This window comes from Acinetobacter sp. AS5, assembly GCF_048957595.1.
In the GTDB taxonomy this organism is placed as follows: Bacteria; Pseudomonadota; Gammaproteobacteria; order Pseudomonadales; family Moraxellaceae; genus Acinetobacter.
The window spans coordinates 1-20449 of the sequence record NZ_JARDAL010000034.1; the positions used below are offsets into that span (position 1 = coordinate 1).

The window sequence follows — 20449 nt, forward strand, 5'->3', positions numbered from 1 at the left end:
TCACCCGATAAAATACCCATAAAACAAGAGGAAGCTCAAATGAGCTTCCTCTTGTGAAAAATTGTGGGACAGCAATGGCTACGGCGCTCTTTTTTCTTTTAAACCTTATCCAGAATAAATACGATTAGAGTAAAAATACTTACCGCATCGAATCATCAACTTAGATCAGTCTGATCATCTACCTGCCCTATTTCTAAACAAAACTGACAGGAAAACTGCCTCCTATTTTGATCAACACTTAGGCAGTGAAATGTAAAGGTGTGCGAGGACATATTTCCTATTTCTTTGAAACAGACTATGGAATTTTGCCAATTCTTGAACTATCTGTTTCGGAGTTTCAGCGAGCAACACCAATCAGTTGAACCACAATTCAACATTAGCAAAAGTGCCTAGGGAATTATTGTGAATGAGATCGAATAGATCTCGATACTTCCTGCTTCAGAATAAATCACCGATCAAACTTGATTTCTCGATCAAGAAGCCTTACTTCTAGAACTAACACTGAAAATTAATTTGGCAGACCGACATGACTTTAGAAAAGGCAACTTTGCCTGTTCCACAATTTGATCAGATTACGCTGGCTGAGCTAAAACAAAAAATTGAAAGCTGTATCGCTGAAGGGCAAAAGTTCCTGAATGACCTCACCGAAACGCCTACTACAGTACAGGAGCAGCTAACCACACTGGAACATGTCGACACGCTTGAAAATAATATGAGTGAGTCTTGGGGCATCCTGTCGCATTTAAATGCCGTGATGAACAATGCCGAAACCCGTGATGTCTATCAAGCACTCTTACCAGGTCTTAGCGAATATTATACGCAACTGGGTCAACATACGGCGCTATATCAGACCTATCAGCATATTTATGATGCATCGATTTATAATGAACTGCCGGCAGCACAGCGAAGCGCCATTAAACTGGCCTTACGTGACTTCAAACTGTCTGGGGTGGCGTTAGAGGGTGAAGCAAAAAAACGTTATGCGGAAATTTCTGCGCGTCTGTCCCAATTATCTTCCGACTTCTCCAACCATGTGCTAGATGCGACTCAAGCCTATTTCAGACCGCTGAATGAAGATGAGTTAGCGGGTCTATCTTCAAATAATATTGAGCTGTTAAAACAATATGGTCAGCAACGTGAGCTGGATCAACCGGTGGCTACGCTGGATTTCCCGTCTTATCTGGCGATCATGACCCATTCAGAAAATCGCCCTCTGCGTGAAGAACTCTATAAAGCTTATACCACGCGTGCGTCAGATCAGGCTGAACAGAGCGAGTTTGACAATACTGCACTGATCGAAGAAATTCTCAGTTTGCGTCTGGAAATGGCAAAACTGCTTGGCTTTAATAATTATGCGGAATTGTCCTTAGCCAGCAAAATGGCACCAAGTGTAGAGGCCGTAGACGAATTCTTGCGTGATCTGGCAGAGCATGCCCGCGCGCCAGCAGAGAAAGAAATTGCAGAACTGAAAGCGATTGCTGCTGAAGATGGCATCCGTGACCTGCAACCGTGGGACAGTGGCTATTATTCTGAAAAGCTGAAAATGCAGCAATTTAACCTGTCACAGGAAGCGCTTAAACCTTACTTCCCTGCACCGAAAATCCTGCAAGGCCTGTTCAGTATTGTTAATCGTCTGTATGGCATTCAGGTGATTGAACGTGAAGCGCCTGTATGGCATCCGGATGCACGTTATTTTGAATTAGAAGATCAGGGTCAGGTGATTGGCGGTTTCTATTTTGATCTATATGCACGTCAGGGCAAACGTGGCGGTGCATGGATGAGCGGTTTCCGTTCCCGTATGCAGACCAGTGATGGCTTGCAAAAACCGATTTGTTATATGGTCGGTAACTTTACTCCACCCGTCGGCAATCGCCCTGCACTCTTGACCCATGATGAAGTCATCACCTTGTTCCATGAATTTGGTCATGGCCTGCATCATATGCTGACAGAAGTGGACAATATTGCGGTAGCAGGTACCCATGGCGTGGCTTGGGATGCGGTCGAACTGCCAAGCCAGTTTATGGAATTCTGGGCCTGGGATCAGGAAAGTCTGGATCTGCTCAGCGAGCACATTGAAACTCAAGAATCCTTGCCGGCAGAGTTGCTGAAAGCCCTGCTCGATGCACGTTTCTTCCAGTCTGGCATGCAAACCCTGCGTCAGCTTGAATTTGCCCTGTTTGACCTGAGTATTCACCGAGCCAATCCGGCTTTAAATGCAACACAGGTTCAGGCTACTCTGAATGAGATCCGTGAAAAGTATGCGGTCCTACCGACCACCGACTATAACCGTTTCCAGCACAGCTTCAGTCACATTTTTGCCGGTGGTTATGCAGCAGGATATTATTCCTATAAATGGGCCGAAGTTTTGGCCAGTGATGCCTTCGACCGCTTTGAAGATGAAGGTATTTTTAATACCACTACCGGAAAGCAGTTTCGGGAAAATATCCTCGCAGTTGGCGGAAAAGACACAGCACTTGACGCATTTATCAATTTCCGCGGACGCGAGCCAAAAATAGATGCGTTGCTGCGTCATCAAGGTTGGACGAACCCCTCTAAAAACGCTTAAACTAGCTTTTTAAGTTGATCACAAGGTGAGTATGATGACCATTAAACGTCGTTTCATTGCAGGCGCAAAATGTCCAAAATGTCAGGCGTTAGATCGCGTCGTCATGCTGACCTCTGGTGAAGATGAATGGATCGAATGTATTGAATGTGGTTATGAAGAAAATCGTCCCACACATGTTGATCAACCAGAAACACCAGCTGTTCCAGATGAAGTTGGCGTGATTCAGTTTAAACCTCGTTCAGTAAAATAAAAATCAAGGTTCAAGCTATGTCAGTAGAACAAAGAAATAACCCCAAACTTTTAATGGGGATTATGGGGGCTTTAGTTACTGTCGTTGCATTGGTATTGCTATATCAGTGGTTGAATGCCTCTTCCGGTGAAGCGGAACGCATACATCAGGAAGATATCGCGGCTGTTCCGGCAGCAAAACCTGCGGCGAAAACTGAAGAAGATACGGCGGCAGCGAAAGCACCTGAGACGATCGAAGCTAAAGCACTGGTATCAAATCAGCTGTTAGATGCACCAGTGCCGGAGAATGCCAGTTTGGTCAAAGAAGAAGTGGCTAAATTAGATGACATCCAAGTTCAGCTCAATGAACAAAAAGCCACACTGGATGCGCAGCATAGCGATGCCGACCAGTTGGTCCAACTGAAAGAGGAACAGATCAAGTTACTTGAAGCACAACTTGCTCAAAGCCAGTAAATCTCGACAGCATTTCAGCTAGAATATCGTCAGATCTTCTAGCTCAGTTGTTTCCATGTCTACCCCAGCCGCTCCGCATCTGCTTAAAGCCATTCTGTTACTGACCTGCTCTGCTTTTCTCTTTTCAGTCATGGGCGTCTGTATCCGTTATGCCTCAACAACAATTGATAATGCTACCGTGGTCTTCTTTCGCAATTTTGTTGGGCTGTTTATTTTCCTGCCTTTCATTTTCAATAAAGGCATTGGTTTTTTCAAAACTGAAAAACTATGGATGCACACTTGGCGCGCAGTGGTCGGCCTGACTGCCATGTACGGCTTTTTCTATGCCATTGCTCATTTAAAACTCTCCAATGCCATGGTCTTCACCTACTCTTCCCCGATTTTTATTCCTTTGATTGCCTGGCTATTTCTCAAGGAAAAAATCACCACAAGCATGTTAGCCGCAGCTCTGATTGGTTTCATCGGCGTACTCTGTGTTGCCAAACCGGATTCGGGTTTAATTAACCTGATGTCGGTCATTGGTTTGGGTGCAAGTTTTCTGGCGGCGATGGCGTTTGTCACGGTTCGAGCGCTGACCAAAACCGAGTCTCCGGAAAAAATCGTATTTTATTTCTGCTTTATTGGCACCCTGATTTCAGTAATTCCGATGTTCTGGCTATGGCGACCTTATACTCTGACAGAACTCAGCTATCTGATTACTGCTGGCATCCTGGCCAATTTCAGCCAACTGTTTATGTCAAATGCCTACAAGCTGGCTCCGGCAGGACAGATTGGACCGGTCAACTATGTGGCGATTTTCTTTGCCGGCATGTGGGGCTTTCTGTTCTGGCAGGAAGTTCCGGACCTCTATAGCGTGATTGGGCTGGGGCTGATTTTCTGTGCGATTCTATTGTGTAGCCCGATCCTACAAAAGCGCCTGAATTCATCCAAAATTTGATTAACGAATTTAAATCAAATAAATAAAAAAGCACCCGAAAGTGCTTTTTTATTGCTTTTCTTTTATTGATACCAGCCGAACAGCTTAAACATATAAGGCACATAGGCAATGATCAGCATCGCAGGCAGCAATACTATCACCGGCAAAATCCAGCGTTCATAACGGTAGTAGAAAGACAAGTGTCGTACTTCTGCATCCGCTTCGGCCACTTCGGCATCACCAATCGACTGTCTGGCCAGTAAATGATTCAGCGCAACCGGTGGCGTCACATAACCCAGTTCAAAACCAATCAGGGTAATCATCCAGAAATGTACCGGATGAATACCGTATTGGTAAGCCACTGGAGCCACGGTTGCCGAGATCAGAATCACCGCACCGAATGGATCCATGATCATCCCGACAAAAATCATTAAGCCGACAATCAGTGAAATCACCAGAATGGTACTACTGATATCGGTCGGGAAGGCTTCCATAATTTCCATACGTTCTAGCAAGCCACCGACACTCACCGAAAGTGCCATCAGGATGACCAGAGCACCAATATGTCCCACGGTCTCACTGGTCGAAATATGCATGGACTTCCAGAAACCGACATGACGCAAAATTTCAGTCGCTTTTGAACGCTGCACAGCATGATCAACAACCAGCTCTTTGCCTGGTTGTTCGCTATGTTCAGCTTCACGATATTCTGCATTGGCCGCGGCACCGGCTGTCGCCAGTTCAGGTGTCGATCTTGAGTTTAAAGTTGCGGTCAAGGTTTCATCCCAATGCCCCACTGCCGGCAACGGCGCAGGTTCATGGCGTAACTTATCGAACAGGACAATCATCAGCAGAATGACTGGCATCATCACCGGTGCGGTAAATTCATTCAGGTCAGTCGACAAGGCATATTTATAGAATAACCAGATCAGAATGAAAATCACGATATATGGAATAATCGCCATGAAGGCACGACCGGATTGAGGAGCAGCCACAGTAGGCGCAGCAATGCGGAATTTGTTTTCTGCAAAGAACAGGGAAATTACCAGGAATAAAGTCGAGCTGAGCAGGAAGACATAAATCCCGTAGTGATAGAGTAAGTCGGTGGTCACTTCTTTATTCAGTGATGCCACAACGACAATCAGCAAGCAAGGACGTAAGACTACGCCCATTGAGCCGGACATTGCGGTGGCTGCCAGTGCAAACTGACGGCGTCCACCCGCATTCCAGACTTCCTTATAAATAATCGCACCTGCGGCAATTACAAAAATCCCTGATGCTCCGGTATAGGCAGTCGGTAATGCAGCTGCCAGCAAGATTAGCCAGGTCAGGGTTTCAGGTGCCAAATTCCAGGGACGCAGAATGTTCAGGAACATGTCCACGACACGGGTCTGTTTCAGCAACATACCGGCCCAGATAAACAAGGCCAGATTCAGGAAGATACTAGAAAACTCTACCAATTGACCGAGGTAAATCCCCTGTCCCATTGGATAGTCCATAAAGAAAGTGAAATTTATTCCGGTCGTAATGGCCATATAGGCATATAGCGGTACACTCAGAAAGGCCAGACCAAAACTGCCGCCCTCACGCGTTGGTTTTGGTTGTTTGATCACCTGATACAAGCTGATCAATGTGAGGGTGCTGAACAGAATCATCCACAACCAGTAGATGTATTTCATCTCTCCCATCGGCACGCCCGAGTTCAATACGGACTGATATTGGCTATAGGATGAAAATGCCAGGAAAGCATTAGCAACCAGCATGGCGACCGAATAAACTTTAAAGTCGATACGTGTGCTCGGGCTACGTAAACCAATATGATGAGTTTTTAGGGTGGCACTGATCGCAGCAAAGACCACCATGATAACCAAGAGCAAAGCCCGGTTTTCTGTACCAAACTTGAAGATACCAAAGAAAGAGGTTTCAAACGTCCGATAAGCCCGAATACTTGGATGAGCTTCCACATGTTGAATGGCTTTATCATAGAACAGGTAGGATTCTTCACAGACCTGCTGTGCCTGTAACACCGCAGCACGGACATCCGCTTCCGAACGCACCCCGAAGAAATCGGCATATTCATCGGCTGCATCGGCTTTCATTTGCTGCTGAACACGCTGATCAACATTGATATTGCGTTCACATTGTGGACGCGTCGGTTCAGCCCTTAGAAATGAATATTGCATTGCGGTTGCCGGATCGCCGTAAATACGCTCGCCCATACGCAGCAACTGGCCGTGAATCATTTCCCCGGTGCCAATAATCAAAGTGAGCAAAAGTAAAACCAGCACGACGAAGGTCGAGATCCACTCTGTCCATATATAACGCAACAGACCTAATCCTGATCTGTTTTGATCATCATTTTGCATGTGTATTCCTATTTTTATTTTAGCGGCCTGATGCTTGGTCTAGGACGCCGATCTTCCCTTCTGCCCCGAAAATTCCTTTTCAAAGGTCAGGATCTTTATTCTATGTTTTGACTTTGCATGAAAATTGGCACAATAAAAATGACAATTTATATTTTCTTTTTGTATTTTCTGCCAAGAAAATGATTTATCTCTGCACTTTAATTATCCCGAAAATAATTGCTCACGATATAGATCAGCGCCAGAATAACGCCCCAAATCACACCAAGTAAATGTGCCTCAACCAAAACCGGACTACCGATCAGCTGCGTCGTCCCGACATTGCCAATGGTGTTTTCCCAGACCAGTTTGGCAAAGATCAAAAACAACACCAGCGCCGCAAAACCGCGTTCCCGCTTATACAGCAAATGCACACAGGCCACTGCTACGTAGGCGCCATGCAGTACGCCTGACAAGCCGGCATAGGCTTCAATATTGGGTAAGAAAAAATAAAAACTTAAACTGATCAACGGTGGCAAGATCAGTAAAATGGCACAGAAATGCCAGACGGTGGCGCGTGGAAAAATGAAAGGCAAACAGAGAAAGGCGAGAATATTCAGAAAATAATGAATCCAGCCCACATGCACCCAATGCGCTGTCCAGAGTCGCCAAAATTCACCTAACAGGCTCTCTTGCCAGTAGATGAAATGATCCTGAAAAATTTGCAGACATGCAGAGAGAGAGACAAAAGCCGCTAGAAAAATAATTTTTCGTCGAAAATGTTGATCTAGCATCGGCCTGTTGTCCTCCCCCGACCATCTAGTTTGACTTCATCCCTGAAGATTTATACATAGTATCTGCATTACAGATCCGCACTGAACAGATCATCGAGCTCAGAAGAACTGTCGGATTCATCCCAGAAACGTTGCATGCCATCATCGCCACTACGTATACCGGTATTTTCTGTCCAGTAACGATCTGATATGCCACTGACCATAATCGCAGCCATGCTGTCGATCAGCTTGAATTGCGGATTGACCGGCTTTTCCTCAGTACGTGCCTGAGCAAAGGTTTTTAAGGCATCGCGGACTTTGGCATCATCACCACTGGCCTGAGCCGCTACAGCGTACAAGGCATGAGATAAACGTACACCTTTTTGCTCACCAATTTGTGTAGATTGTTTTAAGGTTTGGTAAGGATCAGGTTTACCATCTCCTGCGCCTGGCAATAAGGTCCATATCACCGCACGAGTAGCATTCGGAGCACCCCAGAATTTCGCGTTATCCAGACACACCATGCCGCGTTCAACCACGGCAGCAATATCTTTCGGTACATGCACTGCACCACCTGAGTTAATATCATTGGTCATGGCCTGCAAGCCACTGAGCATACCCAGCAGATAAACCGTTTGCTCGATGTCACTATTCATGCGCGGGCATTCTTCACCTAGGGCTTTTTGGTATTTCTTTTCATAACGGCTCTGGAACAGTTGATAACCGGTATATTGACGCTGTGCTGCCAGTGCCGCCCAGCGCTTCTGCTCGATTCGGGCATCTTGAGCTTCTGCCACCTGATTGGTTTTTGAAGCACGTAAATAGCGTAACTCGGCTTCCAGCGCTTTTTGCTCGGCACAAATACCGGCAGCCGAATACATCAGCACGGCCACCCGTGTTGGATCCGCCCCCATTTCTTTGGTCGCCATAATGGCCGGCGTTAAAGAATTCCCTGAATTACACACCATTTCAGCATCATCCATCGCTAAAATCGGCGGTACAATATGGTTTTCGGTGAAACCCAGTGCAACATTGGCACCGGTTTTAATGACCTGAGAACACCCCGTCAAAACTGTTGTTGTTATTGCAATGGTCGCCATACCTTGGCATATTTTACGGACGTCTGACATTTTCCTGTCCTCTATAATTGTGATTATGTCCATCTTTCTGCTAAAGATATCAGAAGCATTTTGTGAATAAAAGAGTATTTACTCTAATTTAGACGAGACACTTTGCCATTAAATAGCCGCGCTGCAATTGACTGTATTTAGAAGAATACCAAATTTTGGGCAAAAAAAAGTAGCATTGCGACGGTTCAGCACATGCTACTTATTAACTGTACAAGCAGAAAAATAATAAACCCTGCTTGATTAAGATGAAAATTTATCCTTCAACACTGTCCCGAGTCGTCCGATCACCAGCGTTAAAACAATCGCTACGATCAGAAACATCCATACTGGAAATTCCATTAAGGTCTCCCGTAGTTGCTGTTGGTGAGTTAAATGTACAGGCTAAAAATAAAACATAGGGAATAAATTGTCAGACAATTCCTCTAAGTCATGGATTAACCTTGATTTCTGTCTGACAATAAAAATAGGAATTTGGTCTAAATATTTGTTTTATGAGCATTTTAATTAAATCATTAAAATGCGTTTGTTTTACAACTAAATTAATTTAGTCAATAATTTTAAGGATTTCCATTGTTTGAAGGGCAATTGATCACACCAGATCAATAAAGGTCGCGCCTTGGCATGCTGGAAATACACCACAATATACGCCTGATGATCAATTACGTGACTAATACATACCCGACGGGTCGGTCGTGCTTTGGTAGTCAATGACCATTCACGTCCATCCAGATATTCAAACTGCTCAATCTGTGGTGTCTTGCGGTAAAACAGCTGATAAATCACCAAGCCTATGACAGCGCACATTGCCCAAAGTGCAATCGGTAATAACTGATACAACAGATACATCAGCAGTGCAAAAATAAAAAGCTGAAACGCCAATGCACACAGACTGCGTTTCAGCTTGAAGCAACGATTATCCATGAACGTAAAATTTAAGCTTCTTGATAAAATCTTTCAGTTCAGGACGCGGTGGCTCAGACACTTCCATAAACCAGTCCAGTAAATCCGGGTCTTCCTGCTCAACCAGCTCTGCAAACATCTGTTTTTCGAAAGGCTCAGCACTCAGGTAATGGTTTTTTACGTAGGGATCAAAATATACATCCAGTTCTTTTAAACCACGACGCGCACGATAAATCACTTTGCGCTCTTCTAAGCTGATGTCATCAGTCATCGAATTTCCCCAACTCGTTATAAACCCGAATAGTTTACCTGAAGCGCTGGCTGAATTTCGAGGGATTTCATAGAAATGACCAAAAGCATCAGCAGATTTAAGTCATTTGAACATTCCGCTCATTGCTGCTGATCTTGGCATGACCTAAGTTAAACCAAACAAATCAAAATAAGGAATAACAAGATGCAATCTGCAGCCATTCGCCCACTTGCCCCGATGCTGCCGTGCCAACTCTTTAGTACCGAACATGATGCTTTTCGCGAGACGGTACGTAAATTTTATGAGAAAGAAGTCATTCCACATACCGAGCGTTATGAAAGTCAACAGCATGTAGATCGAGAGCTGTGGAATAAAGCCGGTGAGCTTGGATTGCTCTGCGCTACCATGCCCGAAGAATATGGCGGCTCTGGCGTAGACCGGCTGTATAGCATGATTTTGATTGAGGAACAGGCCTATGCCGGAGATTCAGCGACTGGATTTTCATTGCATTCAGATATTGTTGCCAATTATCTGCTGAATTTTGGTAATAAAGCTCAAAAACAACAATGGTTACCGAAAATGGCGTCTGGAGAGGTCGTCACCGCGATTGCCATGACCGAACCGGGAACTGGCTCTGACCTGCAAGCAGTGCGTACCTCGGCAGTACTCGATGGCGATGACTATGTGATTAATGGTTCCAAAATCTTTATTACCAATGGCTATCTCTGTGACATGGCGATTGTGGTCTGTAAAACCGGCAATAATGACAAAGGTTCAGCCAATCTTTCATTGATTATGGTTGAAGCAGAGCGTGCCGGATTTAGTAAAGGCAAGCCGCTGAATAAAATTGGCATGAAAGGTCAGGATACCTGCGAACTGTTCTTTGACAATGTTCGGGTACCCACAGAAAACCTGCTCGGTCTGGAAGGCATGGGCTTTATGATGCTGATGAAAGAACTGGCTTGGGAACGCCTGATTGTGGCGATTATCTGTCAGGCAGGCGCTGAAGCCGCTTTTGCCCATACAGTGAAATATACCAAGGAACGTCAGGCATTTGGCAAGAGCATCAGCCATTTTCAAAATACCCGTTTTAAACTGGCAGAACTACGTACCGAGATCGATGTGTGCCGCACTTATCTGGATCGCTGTATGCAGCTGCAACTCAATCACGAACTAGGCGTAGATGCCGCTGCTGCGGCCAAATACAAGATTTCAGAAATGTACAGCAAAGTCGTTGATGAATGTCTGCAATTGCATGGCGGCTATGGTTATATGCTGGAATATCCGATTGCCCGTGCCTATATCGACAACCGTGCCAATCGGATTTATGCGGGTACCAATGAAATCATGAAAGAACTCATCGCTCGTTCGCTTTAAACTGAATAAAGAAAAAAAAGAGTCGCTAGGGACTCTTTTTTTCTTTATTCAAAAATCTAAGCTTAAGAAACCAGACGCGGTTTATGCTTTAAAGCATTGCTGTTTTTTTTAAATTTTAGCACAGCATCTTCAAACGAAGCCTGCTTGAGTTCCTTGCGATCTGCCAGATAATTGTTGCTAACTTTCCAAGGTGCATGTTTACCCTGCTTTGGCATTACGTTCGCAGCACGGGCGATATAACCGGAACTGAGACTTCCCATGACGGTATCCTGAAGTAATTCACTCTGATCTCCCTGAGCAATCACTTCCGTATAGCCTTGCTGATCCATATAGTTCAATAGGCGGCAAATATACTCAGCGGCGATGTCGACTTTAAGCGTCCAGGAGGCATTAATATAGCCAATGATTAACGCCTGATTTGGTATGTCACTGACCATGATTCCTCTATACAACATATGCTGTGAGGTATCGACAGGCTGACCATCTACCGTTGCCTGAATTCCGCCGAGAATCTGGATATTCAAACCGGTGGCAGAAACAATAATATCAGCATCCAGATGTTGACCTGATTTCAGCTGGATTCCCGTTTCTGTAAAGCTATCTATCTGATCCGTTGCAACCGATGCCTGTCCTTCACGTAAAATTTTAAACAGATCACCATCCGGGACTACACAGAGACGCTGATCCCAAGGCTCATAATTTGGGGTAAAGTGCTTCATGTCCACTTTACCTTTGAGCTGAAATTTTACCGATTTAAGCAAAAGCGTTTTTAATAATTTGGGCTGTTTTTGTGCCAAGGCATAAATCCCACGCTGCATGCCAATATTACGCGCACGCGTTAGCTTATAGGCGACCTCTTCAGGCAAATATTTACGCATTTTTGAATAAATAAAATCAACCGATGGCACAGAGGCAATATAGGTCGGAGAACGCTGCAACATGGTGACATGCCCTGCGCCACCTTTAACCAGCGCAGGAACTAAAGTAATCGCAGTCGCACCACTGCCAATAATCACCACTTTTTTGCCTTTATAGTTTAAATTTTCCGGCCAATGTTGAGGATGAATAAATTCACCTTTGAATGCCTCCTGATTGGGAAACTCTGGCTGGAAACCTTGGTCATAGTTGTAATAACCGGTACAGCCCAGTACGAAGTTGGCGATCCAGGTTTGCTTCTTGCCTTGTGCGTCCTCCATCTCTACCGACCATTTGCAGGTCGCAGAATCATAATCAGCACTTAAGACACGATGCTGAAAATGGATTTTCGACTGTAGCTTGAATTCCTCTACCACTTCAGTCAGATAATTTTTGATGGATGCGCCATCGGCAAGCACGCTTTCTTTTTTCCAAGGCTTAAAATTAAAGCCAAAAGTCGACATATCCGAATCGGAACGAATTCCCGGATATTTAAACAGATCCCAAGTTCCGCCAATACTTTCACGACGTTCGATGATGTCAAAAGAGCGTTGTGGACAATGTTTAGAAAGATGCGCTGCCAGACCAATCCCCGAGATCCCCGCACCCACAATTAAAATATCTACCTGCTTTTCCATGTTGTTTTTTTACCTAAGCGATGCTATCTGTTTTTATTAAATCACAAAACTGACAATACACAATGTCAAGTTTATTAAAAAGACGTTATTTTTTTATCTTTTGAGGCCAGATCCAGTTATACGAGATTAAAAGTCAGACTAAATTAAAATATACAGACAATAAAAAAGGCCGGTTTATTCAACCGACCTTTTCGAACAACTTGCGTTATTCTTCACGAAATTAGTTAACTTCGCGATCTACTAGCTCAACGTAAGCCATCGGTGCAGCATCACCTGCACGGAAGCCCGCTTTAAGAACACGTAGATAACCGCCGTTACGCTCTTTGTAACGAGGGCCAAGAACGGTAAATAATTTACCAACAGTTGCTGCTGAACGAGTACGAGCAAACGCCAAACGACGGTTTGCTACTGTATCGTTTTTAGCTAAAGTGATTAAAGGCTCAGCTACACGACGTAACTCTTTTGCTTTAGGCACAGTTGTTTTGATCAACTCGTGCTCGAACAAAGAGTTAGCCATGTTTTGGAACATCGCTTTACGATGACTGCTTGTACGGCCTAATTTCACACCACTATTACGATGACGCATGGTGATAGTCCTACTTAATTAACGGCTACGATAGGCGAAACGATCGTCCATACGGAGACTAGCCGGTGGCCAGTTCTCTAAACGCATGCCGAGTTGTAAGCCTTTAGAAGCCAGAACATCTTTGATCTCAGTAAGCGATTTTTTACCCAAGTTAGGAGTTTTAAGCAACTCAACTTCGGTACGCTGTACAAGATCACCAATGTAGTAAATGTTTTCTGCTTTCAAACAGTTAGCAGAACGAACAGTTAGCTCTAGATCATCTACTGGGCGAAGCAAGATTGGGTCAACTTCTTCACGAGGCTCTTGAGCAACAGGTGCTTGATCTTTCTGAAGGTCAACGAAGATCGCAATTTGTTGCTGCAAAATAGTTGCAGCTTTGCGGATCGCTTCTTCAGGATCTACAGTACCATTGGTTTCAAGATCAATGATCAGTTTATCAAGGTCAGTACGTTGTTCTACACGCGCGTTTTCCACGGTGTATGAAACACGTTTGATTGGGCTGTAAGAAGCATCTAACTGCAAGCGACCCACTGGGCGAGTTTCGCCTTCTGGGAAGCGTGAATCAGAAGTCTCGTAGCCACGACCTTGAGCCACTTTCAGACGCATTTTCAATGAGCCTGAGGCACTTAAAGTACCGATCAAATGTTCAGGGTTAACCACTTCAACATTATGAGGTAAACGAAGGTCAGCCGCAGTTACGTCGCCTGCACCTTGTTTCTCTAATGTCAAATATGCTTCATTTTGATCGAACAGCTTAATCGACAATCCTTTTAGGTTCAGCAAGAGCTCGACGATGTCCTGCTGCAAGCCTTCCAAAGTACTGTACTCGTGCTCGACCCCTTCAATCTCAACTTCTACCACAGCTGCGCCAGGTAGAGAAGAAAGAAGGATGCGACGTAAAGCATTACCAAGAGTATGACCAAAGCCACGCTCTAATGGTTCTAGAATAACTTTTGCCGAGGTCCCGCTTGCCGCTTCGACCTTGATCGCTTGCGGAGTTAGAAACTCATTTGCAGTACGCGTCATATTGCTTCCTCAAGGATTATTTAGAATACAATTCTACAATCAAGCTTTCGTTGATTTCAGCAGGTAAATCAGAACGATCCGGTGCAGCTTTGAACGTACCTTCTAATTTAGAATGGTCAATTTCCATCCAAGAAGGCATACCACGTTGAGTAGCTAATTCAATTGCGTTTTTGATACGTAATTGTTGCTTAGCGCCTTCGTGAACTGCGATCACATCACCCGCTTTAACTTGGATAGACGCAATGTTAACACGACGGCCATTCAAAGTGATGCTACGGTGAGATACTAACTGACGAGCTTCTGCACGAGTAGAACCGAAACCCATACGATAAACAACGTTATCAAGACGGCTTTCAAGTAGCTTCAACAGGTTTTCACCAGTTGCGCCTTTAACACGAGCAGCTTCTTTATAGTAGTTACTAAATTGACGCTCTAAAACACCGTACATGCGACGTACTTTTTGTTTTTCACGTAATTGTAGTGAGTACTCAGATTGTTTACCACCACGAGCCCCGCCGTGTTGGCCAGGAACTTTCGCATGTTTTTTTGTCTTAACATCAAACGGTTTAACGCCTGATTTAAGTTGCAGGTCTGTCCCTTCGCGACGAGAGAGTTTGCATTTTGGACCAATATAACGAGCCATGAATGTTTCTCCTTACACGCGACGTTTTTTAGGTGGACGGCAACCGTTGTGCGGGATTGGCGTCACATCGGTAATGCTGTTAATTTTATAACCCACTGCACCTAAAGCACGAACCGCAGATTCACGACCAGGACCAGGACCTTTTACAAGGACGTCCAAGTTTTTCAAACCGTAGTCTAAAGCAGCTTTACCAGCAACTTCAGCAGCTACCTGAGCAGCGAACGGAGTTGATTTACGTGATCCACGGAAGCCTTGTCCACCTGAAGTGGCCCAAGCCAGTGCATTACCTTGACGATCGGTAATAGTCACAATGGTGTTATTAAAAGAAGCGTGAATGTGTGCGACACCTTCAGAGACGGTACGAGTGACCTTCTTGCGTGCGCGAGTATCTTTAGCCATCTTTTAGCTTCCAGAAATCTTATTTCTTAATAGGTTTGCGCGGACCTTTACGGGTACGAGCGTTAGTTTTGGTGCGTTGACCGCGGACAGGCAAGCTGCGACGATGACGAAGACCGCGGTAGCAGCCTAAATCCATTAAACGTTTAATGTTCATGGAAATTTCGCGACGTAAATCACCTTCGGTCGGAACCTTAGCAACTTCTGCACGAATCGCATCAAGCTGAGCGTCATCTAATTCACGGATCTTAGTAGTTGGAGCAATACCAGCAGCAGCTAAGATAGCTTTTGAAGTATGGCGACCAATACCAAAGATATACGTTAGAGAGATAACAGCGTGCTTGTTATCCGGAATGTTTACACCGGCAATACGAGCCATTCAATTTTCTCCAAAAAGGCAGTAGATAATCAACCGCCCCACAAAAATCTTGAGGGCGGATAATAACCTAATTCGCCTACAGAAATCAACAGGTCTTAATCAGATTAACCTTGACGCTGCTTATGACGAGGTTCTGCGCTACAAATTACGCGGATAACCCCATTACGACGGATAACTTTACAGCTACCACAAATTTTCTTAACAGAAGCTTGTACTTTCATGATGAAACCTCAAGTGCGCTTATCCCTTAGGATGAGCAGTCGTTTTTCTCATTAACGTTTGATTATCGTATTGGTGCGAAGTAAGGTGTGATTGCAGCTGAGCCATAAAGTCCATCACTACTACCACAACAATCAGCAAAGAGGTACCACCCAAATAGAATGGAATACCAAATGAACTTTGCAATACCATCGGCATCAAACAAATGACTGCGATGTAAATCGCGCCAATAAACGTCAAACGATTGAGAATATGATCTAAGTAACGAGCAGTTTGCTCACCTGGACGTATACCAGGCACGTAAGCTCCGCTGCGTTTCAAGTTCTCTGACACTTCTTTAGGACTAAATACCAGTGCTGTATAGAAGTAACAGAAAAAGATAATTAACGCACCAAAGAGCACCAAATACAACGGCTGACCAGGCGACAACACCAATGCTACATCTTGCAGGCTACGCTTAATAAATCCAGCATTTGGATCTGCACTACCCACCCACTGACCTAAGCTCGCAGGGAACAAAAGCAATGAGCTGGCAAAAATTGCCGGAATCACACCCGCCATATTAATTTTTAATGGCAAATGTGTCTGCTGTGCAGTAAATACACGACGACCTTGTTGTTTTTGAGCATAGTTTACCGGAATACGACGCTGCGCTTTCTCGATAAACACGATCGCTGCCAAAACACCCAGAGACAACAAACCAAAAATTACCAAGCCAATCAGGCTGGTCTGGCCATTATCTACAGATGAGAAAGATTGCATAATTAGATTAGGCAATCCGGCAACAATACCCGCGAAGATGATCATGGAAATACCATTCCCCACCCCACGCTCGGTAATCTGTTCACCCAACCACATCAAGAACATGGTCCCCGCAACCAGTGAGGTTACTGCAGGAACATAAAAAGCCAAACCAGTATTCAGGGTAATCCCCTGACTGATCAGGCCTGCACACATACCTATCGCCTGTACCAGCGCTAAGAATAATGTACCTTGTCGTGTATATTGATTAATTTTACGTTTGCCTTGCTCGCCTTCTTTCTTTAAAGCTTCCAGCGAAGGAACCACAGTTGACATCAACTGCACAATAATCGATGCAGAGATGTATGGCATGATCCCGAGAGCAAGAATAGACATTCGTTCTAATGCACCACCAGAGAACATGTTGAACAAACCAAGGATGGTACCTTGGTTTGCATTAAACAAGTTTTCTAACGCAGCATTATTGATGCCTGGTACTGGAATATGCGCTCCTAGTCGAAACACCAACAACGCACCAATGAGAAACATCATTCGACGAATAATTTCACGGTATTTCACATGAAATGGTTGGCCTTTCATCATGTTGACATGACCTGAAGAACTAGGAGTCATAGACACTGGGGATTACTCCTCGACTTTGCCGCCAGCAGCTTCAACAGCAGCTTTAGCGCCTTTAGTCAATGCAACACCTTGAATAGTGAATGCACGAGTAATTTCACCAGAAAGTACGATACGAGCACGAGTCATGTCTTTACGTACAACGTTCGCAGCTTTTAAAGTTTCAAGAGACACGATGTCGCCTTCAACTTTAGCAAGCTCAGATAAACGTACTTCAGCAGTTTTCAAAGCCAATTGGCTAGTGAAGCCGAATTTAGGCAAACGACGATAAAGTGCTGTTTGACCGCCTTCGAAACCTGGACGAGTACCACCGCTCTTACGTGAGTTTTGACCTTTGACACCACGGCCACCGGTCTTACCAACGCCAGAACCGATACCACGGCCTAAACGAAGGTTGTCACGTTTAGCACCTTCTGCAGGTGCAATTGTATTTAAACGCAGAGTCATGGCTTATTCCTCTACACTAACCATATAATAGACTTGGTTGATCATACCACGGTTAGAAGGTGTGTCTAACACTTCTACAGTATGACCAATACGACGCAGACCTAAACCTTGCAGGCTAAGCTTGTGATTTTTCAAGCGGTGCGATGCAGATTTAGTCTGGGTAACTTTAATCGTTTTCATGATTGATTACCCTTGAATTTGTTCTACTGAAAGACCACGTTTCGCAGCAACCTTTTCAGGAGTAGTCATATCACGCAAACCATTGAAAGTTGCGTTTACTACGTTAGCAGCGTTAGTAGAACCACGGCATTTAGTCAACACGTTACGTACGCCTACAGCTTCTAGAACTGCACGCATAGCGCCACCAGCAATTACACCTGTACCTTCAGAGGCAGGCTGCATGAATACGCGGCTAGCGCCGTGACGTGCATGAATTGGGTGCTGTAACGTACCATCAACAAGGTCAACAGTAATCATATTGCGACGAGCAGCTTCAAGTGCTTTAGAGATAGCAGCTGGAACTTCACGTGCTTTACCACGACCAAAACCTACGCGACCATTACCATCACCCACAACAGTTAATGCTGTGAAAGAGAAGATACGACCACCCTTAACAACTTTGGCTACACGATCAACGGCAACCAGCTTTTCAACAAGACCTTCGTTTTGTTCAACTTTAGCCATGATTAGAACTCCAAGCCGTTTTCACGAGCAGCATCAGCCAAGGCTTTGATACGACCATGATATTTAAAACCAGAACGGTCAAATGCAACTTTAGTAACACCAGCTGCTTTAGCGCGTTCTGCGATTAAAGCACCTACTTTTTGAGCTGCTTCAACGTTACCAGTTGTACCCGCACGTAGAGTAGCGTCTAAAGTAGAAGCTTGCGCTAATACTTTGCCACCATCTGCAGAGATAACTTGAGCATAGATGTGACGCGGAGTGCGGTTTACACACAAACGAGTCGCACCCAATGCACGGATGTGCAAGCGTGTGCTTTTCGCACGACGCAAACGGGATTGTTTCTTTTCGTTCATAAGAACCTCGCGCCTTATTTCTTCTTAGCTTCTTTACGAAGTACAACTTCGTCAGAATAACGAACACCTTTGCCTTTATACGGCTCTGGTGGACGGTAACCACGGATATCTGCAGCAACCTGTCCTAAAGCTGCTTTATCAGCAGATTTAAGAATGATTTCAGTTGCAGTTGGAGTTTCAGCAGTTACACCTGCAGGAAGTGCATAATCGATCGGGTGAGAGAAACCAAGGTTAAGATGAACAACGTCACCTTTAACCGCAGCTTTATAACCAACACCGATAAGCTGTAACTTACGTTCGAAACCTTCGCTAACACCTTTTACAAGGTTGTTAAGCACAGCGCGAGCAGTACCAGCTTGCATCCAAGCGTCTTTCGACTCTTGTACTGGAGCAATAGCTAGAATACCGTCTTCCTGTTTAAGCTCGACCAGCGCATGCAGGTTGAAAGACAATGTACCTTTAGTGCCTTTCACTTCGACCTGCCGGCCGTTCTGAGTAACTGTTACACCGTTAGGTACAGTTACTGGGGCTTTAGCCACACGAGACATGAGGAATCACCTATTAAGAAACAAAAGCAATAACTTCACCACCAACGCCTGCAGCACGTGCAGCGCGATCAGTCATGATGCCTTTGCTTGTAGAAACAATTGCAATACCTAAACCTTGCTTAACGCTAGGAAGTGCATCTTTACCGCGATACTGACGTAGACCTGGACGGCTTACGCGTTTCACAGTTTCGATAACTGGTTTGCCTTCGAAATACTTTAAAGTCAAAGTAAGAGTTGGTTTGCCTTCAGCATCCGCAACTTCTACGTTTGAAATATAACCTTCTTGTTGAAGTAAGTTAGCAATTGCTACTTTCAACTTAGAATTAGGCATAGAAACAGTTTGTTTCTTTGCCATTTGTGCGTTACGAACACGTGTTAGCATGTCGGCAACGGTATCTTGCATACTCATCTATAGTGCTCCTTACCAGCTTGCCTTAACAACGCCAGGTACATCACCTTGCATTACTGTTTCACGTAATTTGTTACGGCTTAAACCGAACTTACGGAAGTAACCATGAGGACGACCAGTTAAACCACAACGGTTACGTAGACGTACTGGAGATGCATTACGTGGTAATGCTTGTAATTTCATCATCGCTTCGAAACGTTCTTCGTCTGATGCATTTACGTTTGCAATAACAGCTTTTAATTCAGCACGTTTTGCAGCGTATTTAGCAACAGTAGCTTCGCGTTTCAATTCGCGATTAATCATACCTTTCTTAGCCATATCGACCTCTTATTTGAACGGGAAGCCGAATGCACGCATAAGCGCACGGCCTTCGTCATCGGTGCGAGCAGTCGTAGTAATGGTAATATCCATACCACGAATACGATCAATCTTGTCAAAATCGATTTCAGGGAACATGATTTGTTCCTTAAGACCCATTGAGTAGTTACCACGACCGTCGAATGATTTCGCAGAGAAACCACGGAAGTCACGGATACGAGGGATCGCAATCGAGATCAAACGGTCCAAGAATTCGTACATACGTTCGCCGCGTAAAGTAACTTTACAACCGATCGGCCAACCATCACGGATTTTAAAACCAGCGATTGATTTACGAGCTAACGTAAGTACTGGTTTTTGACCAGCGATAGCTTGCATATCTGAAAGAGCACCATCAAGGAGTTTTTTGTCAGCAGCAGCTGCGCCAACACCCATGTTGATCGTGATTTTAGTGATGCGAGGAATCTCCATCACATTCTTAACGCCCAATACTTCTTGTAATTGAGCTTTAAGTTCGTCGTTGTAACGTGTTTTAAGTCTGGCCATGGCCTA

General features: G+C 44.7%; 26 protein-coding genes. 5 read left to right on the plus strand and 21 right to left on the minus strand.

Annotated features, from left to right (window positions below; translation table 11 throughout):
- Positions 1 to 511 precede the first annotated feature (511 nt).
- The 4 genes from PV763_RS11505 to PV763_RS11520 are packed head-to-tail and all read left to right on the plus strand — an operon-like array spanning position 512 to position 4205.
- Positions 512 to 2566 carry a M3 family metallopeptidase gene (locus tag PV763_RS11505; protein WP_420937881.1) on the plus strand — a complete coding sequence of 685 codons (2055 nt, stop codon included), beginning with the start codon at positions 512 to 514 and terminating at the stop codon, positions 2564 to 2566.
- 40 nt (positions 2567 to 2606) lie between these two features.
- Entirely contained in the window at positions 2607 to 2816 is a 210-nt protein-coding gene (locus PV763_RS11510) for a YheV family putative zinc ribbon protein (protein WP_171054337.1), read from the plus strand.
- A 17-nt stretch (positions 2817 to 2833) separates the two neighbouring features.
- Positions 2834 to 3268 (plus strand): hypothetical protein, encoded by a 435-nt coding sequence (locus tag PV763_RS11515; protein ID WP_004645071.1) that lies wholly within the window; start codon positions 2834 to 2836, stop codon positions 3266 to 3268.
- Positions 3269 to 3323: 55 nt separating this feature from the next.
- On the plus strand, positions 3324 to 4205 hold the full coding sequence (locus PV763_RS11520) for a DMT family transporter (protein ID WP_420937868.1): 882 nt from the start codon (positions 3324 to 3326) through the stop codon (positions 4203 to 4205).
- Positions 4206 to 4267: 62 nt separating this feature from the next.
- Here PV763_RS11520 and PV763_RS11525 read toward each other — a convergent pair whose 3' ends face one another.
- The 5 genes from PV763_RS11525 to PV763_RS11545 form a co-directional block, all read right to left on the minus strand.
- On the minus strand, positions 4268 to 6550 hold the full coding sequence (locus PV763_RS11525) for a TRAP transporter large permease subunit (protein WP_420937869.1): 2283 nt from the start codon (positions 6548 to 6550) through the stop codon (positions 4268 to 4270).
- A 197-nt stretch (positions 6551 to 6747) separates the two neighbouring features.
- Positions 6748 to 7320, minus strand: coding sequence for a rhombosortase (rrtA, locus tag PV763_RS11530; protein WP_420937870.1), 573 nt, complete (start codon positions 7318 to 7320; stop codon positions 6748 to 6750).
- Positions 7321 to 7388: 68 nt separating this feature from the next.
- Positions 7389 to 8429 carry a hypothetical protein gene (locus PV763_RS11535; RefSeq protein ID WP_253160588.1) on the minus strand — a complete coding sequence of 347 codons (1041 nt, stop codon included), beginning with the start codon at positions 8427 to 8429 and terminating at the stop codon, positions 7389 to 7391.
- Between the two features lie 534 nt (positions 8430 to 8963).
- Positions 8964 to 9350 carry a hypothetical protein gene (locus tag PV763_RS11540; RefSeq protein ID WP_005263747.1) on the minus strand — a complete coding sequence of 129 codons (387 nt, stop codon included), beginning with the start codon at positions 9348 to 9350 and terminating at the stop codon, positions 8964 to 8966.
- Complete coding sequence (locus PV763_RS11545) at positions 9343 to 9600, minus strand: succinate dehydrogenase assembly factor 2 (RefSeq protein WP_005263749.1); 258 nt, start codon at positions 9598 to 9600, stop codon at positions 9343 to 9345. Before PV763_RS11545 ends, PV763_RS11540 begins: the two co-directional genes overlap by 8 nt.
- A 183-nt stretch (positions 9601 to 9783) precedes the next feature.
- Here PV763_RS11545 and PV763_RS11550 point away from each other — a divergent pair, with 183 nt between their 5' ends.
- On the plus strand, positions 9784 to 10956 hold the full coding sequence (locus PV763_RS11550; protein WP_005263751.1) for an acyl-CoA dehydrogenase family protein: 1173 nt from the start codon (positions 9784 to 9786) through the stop codon (positions 10954 to 10956).
- A 62-nt stretch (positions 10957 to 11018) separates the two neighbouring features.
- On the opposite strand, the gene PV763_RS11555 is transcribed toward PV763_RS11550, so the two are convergent.
- The 16 genes from PV763_RS11555 to rplE form a co-directional block, all read right to left on the minus strand.
- On the minus strand, positions 11019 to 12509 hold the full coding sequence (locus tag PV763_RS11555) for a flavin-containing monooxygenase (protein ID WP_420937871.1): 1491 nt from the start codon (positions 12507 to 12509) through the stop codon (positions 11019 to 11021).
- Between the two features lie 220 nt (positions 12510 to 12729).
- Complete coding sequence (gene rplQ / locus PV763_RS11560) at positions 12730 to 13095, minus strand: 50S ribosomal protein L17 (protein WP_004281488.1); 366 nt, start codon at positions 13093 to 13095, stop codon at positions 12730 to 12732.
- A gap of 18 nt (positions 13096 to 13113) precedes the next feature.
- Positions 13114 to 14121 (minus strand): DNA-directed RNA polymerase subunit alpha, encoded by a 1008-nt coding sequence (locus PV763_RS11565; protein WP_004281489.1) that lies wholly within the window; start codon positions 14119 to 14121, stop codon positions 13114 to 13116.
- Positions 14122 to 14137: 16 nt separating this feature from the next.
- Positions 14138 to 14764, minus strand: a complete 627-nt coding sequence (rpsD, locus tag PV763_RS11570) for a 30S ribosomal protein S4 (protein WP_004281490.1) — start codon at positions 14762 to 14764, stop codon at positions 14138 to 14140.
- Between the two features lie 12 nt (positions 14765 to 14776).
- The gene (gene rpsK, locus PV763_RS11575) at positions 14777 to 15163 is read right to left on the minus strand and encodes a 30S ribosomal protein S11 (protein ID WP_004281491.1); all 387 of its coding nucleotides are present in this window, start codon (positions 15161 to 15163) and stop codon (positions 14777 to 14779) included.
- A 19-nt stretch (positions 15164 to 15182) separates the two neighbouring features.
- Positions 15183 to 15539: a 30S ribosomal protein S13 gene (rpsM, locus tag PV763_RS11580; RefSeq protein ID WP_004281492.1), complete on the minus strand. Its 357-nt coding sequence runs from the start codon at positions 15537 to 15539 to the stop codon at positions 15183 to 15185.
- A gap of 104 nt (positions 15540 to 15643) precedes the next feature.
- Complete coding sequence (gene rpmJ, locus PV763_RS11585; protein ID WP_000867907.1) at positions 15644 to 15760, minus strand: 50S ribosomal protein L36; 117 nt, start codon at positions 15758 to 15760, stop codon at positions 15644 to 15646.
- A 19-nt stretch (positions 15761 to 15779) separates the two neighbouring features.
- Positions 15780 to 17099: a preprotein translocase subunit SecY gene (gene secY, locus PV763_RS11590; protein WP_171054339.1), complete on the minus strand. Its 1320-nt coding sequence runs from the start codon at positions 17097 to 17099 to the stop codon at positions 15780 to 15782.
- Between the two features lie 45 nt (positions 17100 to 17144).
- Positions 17145 to 17585, minus strand: a complete 441-nt coding sequence (gene rplO, locus PV763_RS11595; protein ID WP_064094518.1) for a 50S ribosomal protein L15 — start codon at positions 17583 to 17585, stop codon at positions 17145 to 17147.
- A 3-nt stretch (positions 17586 to 17588) separates the two neighbouring features.
- Complete coding sequence (gene rpmD / locus PV763_RS11600; protein WP_004281495.1) at positions 17589 to 17765, minus strand: 50S ribosomal protein L30; 177 nt, start codon at positions 17763 to 17765, stop codon at positions 17589 to 17591.
- 6 nt (positions 17766 to 17771) lie between these two features.
- Entirely contained in the window at positions 17772 to 18269 is a 498-nt protein-coding gene (rpsE, locus tag PV763_RS11605) for a 30S ribosomal protein S5 (RefSeq protein ID WP_004281496.1), read from the minus strand.
- A gap of 2 nt (positions 18270 to 18271) precedes the next feature.
- Positions 18272 to 18622, minus strand: a complete 351-nt coding sequence (gene rplR / locus PV763_RS11610) for a 50S ribosomal protein L18 (RefSeq protein WP_004281497.1) — start codon at positions 18620 to 18622, stop codon at positions 18272 to 18274.
- Positions 18623 to 18636: 14 nt separating this feature from the next.
- Positions 18637 to 19170: a 50S ribosomal protein L6 gene (gene rplF / locus PV763_RS11615; protein ID WP_004645059.1), complete on the minus strand. Its 534-nt coding sequence runs from the start codon at positions 19168 to 19170 to the stop codon at positions 18637 to 18639.
- 13 nt (positions 19171 to 19183) lie between these two features.
- Positions 19184 to 19579: a 30S ribosomal protein S8 gene (rpsH, locus tag PV763_RS11620; protein WP_004281499.1), complete on the minus strand. Its 396-nt coding sequence runs from the start codon at positions 19577 to 19579 to the stop codon at positions 19184 to 19186.
- Between the two features lie 12 nt (positions 19580 to 19591).
- Positions 19592 to 19897: a 30S ribosomal protein S14 gene (rpsN, locus tag PV763_RS11625; protein WP_004732275.1), complete on the minus strand. Its 306-nt coding sequence runs from the start codon at positions 19895 to 19897 to the stop codon at positions 19592 to 19594.
- A 9-nt stretch (positions 19898 to 19906) separates the two neighbouring features.
- Complete coding sequence (rplE, locus tag PV763_RS11630; RefSeq protein WP_004645057.1) at positions 19907 to 20443, minus strand: 50S ribosomal protein L5; 537 nt, start codon at positions 20441 to 20443, stop codon at positions 19907 to 19909.
- Between the last annotated feature and the right edge of the window lie 6 nt (positions 20444 to 20449).

What these genes read in the sequence shown, in the direction of transcription:
- PV763_RS11515 (WP_004645071.1), top strand. Translation starts at nt 2,834, where the DNA reads ATGTCAGTAGAACAAAGAAATAACCCCAAACTTTTAATGGGGATTATG.
- PV763_RS11520 (WP_420937868.1), top strand. Translation starts at nt 3,324, where the DNA reads ATGTCTACCCCAGCCGCTCCGCATCTGCTTAAAGCCATTCTGTTACTG.
- PV763_RS11525 (WP_420937869.1), bottom strand. Translation starts at nt 6,550, where the DNA reads ATGCAAAATGATGATCAAAACAGATCAGGATTAGGTCTGTTGCGTTAT.
- rrtA (WP_420937870.1), bottom strand. Translation starts at nt 7,320, where the DNA reads ATGCTAGATCAACATTTTCGACGAAAAATTATTTTTCTAGCGGCTTTT.
- PV763_RS11535 (WP_253160588.1), bottom strand. Translation starts at nt 8,429, where the DNA reads ATGTCAGACGTCCGTAAAATATGCCAAGGTATGGCGACCATTGCAATA.
- PV763_RS11540 (WP_005263747.1), bottom strand. Translation starts at nt 9,350, where the DNA reads ATGGATAATCGTTGCTTCAAGCTGAAACGCAGTCTGTGTGCATTGGCG.
- PV763_RS11545 (WP_005263749.1), bottom strand. Translation starts at nt 9,600, where the DNA reads ATGACTGATGACATCAGCTTAGAAGAGCGCAAAGTGATTTATCGTGCG.
- PV763_RS11550 (WP_005263751.1), top strand. Translation starts at nt 9,784, where the DNA reads ATGCAATCTGCAGCCATTCGCCCACTTGCCCCGATGCTGCCGTGCCAA.
- PV763_RS11555 (WP_420937871.1), bottom strand. Translation starts at nt 12,509, where the DNA reads ATGGAAAAGCAGGTAGATATTTTAATTGTGGGTGCGGGGATCTCGGGG.
- rplQ (WP_004281488.1), bottom strand. Translation starts at nt 13,095, where the DNA reads ATGCGTCATCGTAATAGTGGTGTGAAATTAGGCCGTACAAGCAGTCAT.
- PV763_RS11565 (WP_004281489.1), bottom strand. Translation starts at nt 14,121, where the DNA reads ATGACGCGTACTGCAAATGAGTTTCTAACTCCGCAAGCGATCAAGGTC.
- rpsD (WP_004281490.1), bottom strand. Translation starts at nt 14,764, where the DNA reads ATGGCTCGTTATATTGGTCCAAAATGCAAACTCTCTCGTCGCGAAGGG.
- rpsK (WP_004281491.1), bottom strand. Translation starts at nt 15,163, where the DNA reads ATGGCTAAAGATACTCGCGCACGCAAGAAGGTCACTCGTACCGTCTCT.
- rpsM (WP_004281492.1), bottom strand. Translation starts at nt 15,539, where the DNA reads ATGGCTCGTATTGCCGGTGTAAACATTCCGGATAACAAGCACGCTGTT.
- rpmJ (WP_000867907.1), bottom strand. Translation starts at nt 15,760, where the DNA reads ATGAAAGTACAAGCTTCTGTTAAGAAAATTTGTGGTAGCTGTAAAGTT.
- secY (WP_171054339.1), bottom strand. Translation starts at nt 17,099, where the DNA reads ATGAAAGGCCAACCATTTCATGTGAAATACCGTGAAATTATTCGTCGA.
- rplO (WP_064094518.1), bottom strand. Translation starts at nt 17,585, where the DNA reads ATGACTCTGCGTTTAAATACAATTGCACCTGCAGAAGGTGCTAAACGT.
- rpmD (WP_004281495.1), bottom strand. Translation starts at nt 17,765, where the DNA reads ATGAAAACGATTAAAGTTACCCAGACTAAATCTGCATCGCACCGCTTG.
- rpsE (WP_004281496.1), bottom strand. Translation starts at nt 18,269, where the DNA reads ATGGCTAAAGTTGAACAAAACGAAGGTCTTGTTGAAAAGCTGGTTGCC.
- rplR (WP_004281497.1), bottom strand. Translation starts at nt 18,622, where the DNA reads ATGAACGAAAAGAAACAATCCCGTTTGCGTCGTGCGAAAAGCACACGC.
- rplF (WP_004645059.1), bottom strand. Translation starts at nt 19,170, where the DNA reads ATGTCTCGTGTGGCTAAAGCCCCAGTAACTGTACCTAACGGTGTAACA.
- rpsH (WP_004281499.1), bottom strand. Translation starts at nt 19,579, where the DNA reads ATGAGTATGCAAGATACCGTTGCCGACATGCTAACACGTGTTCGTAAC.
- rpsN (WP_004732275.1), bottom strand. Translation starts at nt 19,897, where the DNA reads ATGGCTAAGAAAGGTATGATTAATCGCGAATTGAAACGCGAAGCTACT.
- rplE (WP_004645057.1), bottom strand. Translation starts at nt 20,443, where the DNA reads ATGGCCAGACTTAAAACACGTTACAACGACGAACTTAAAGCTCAATTA.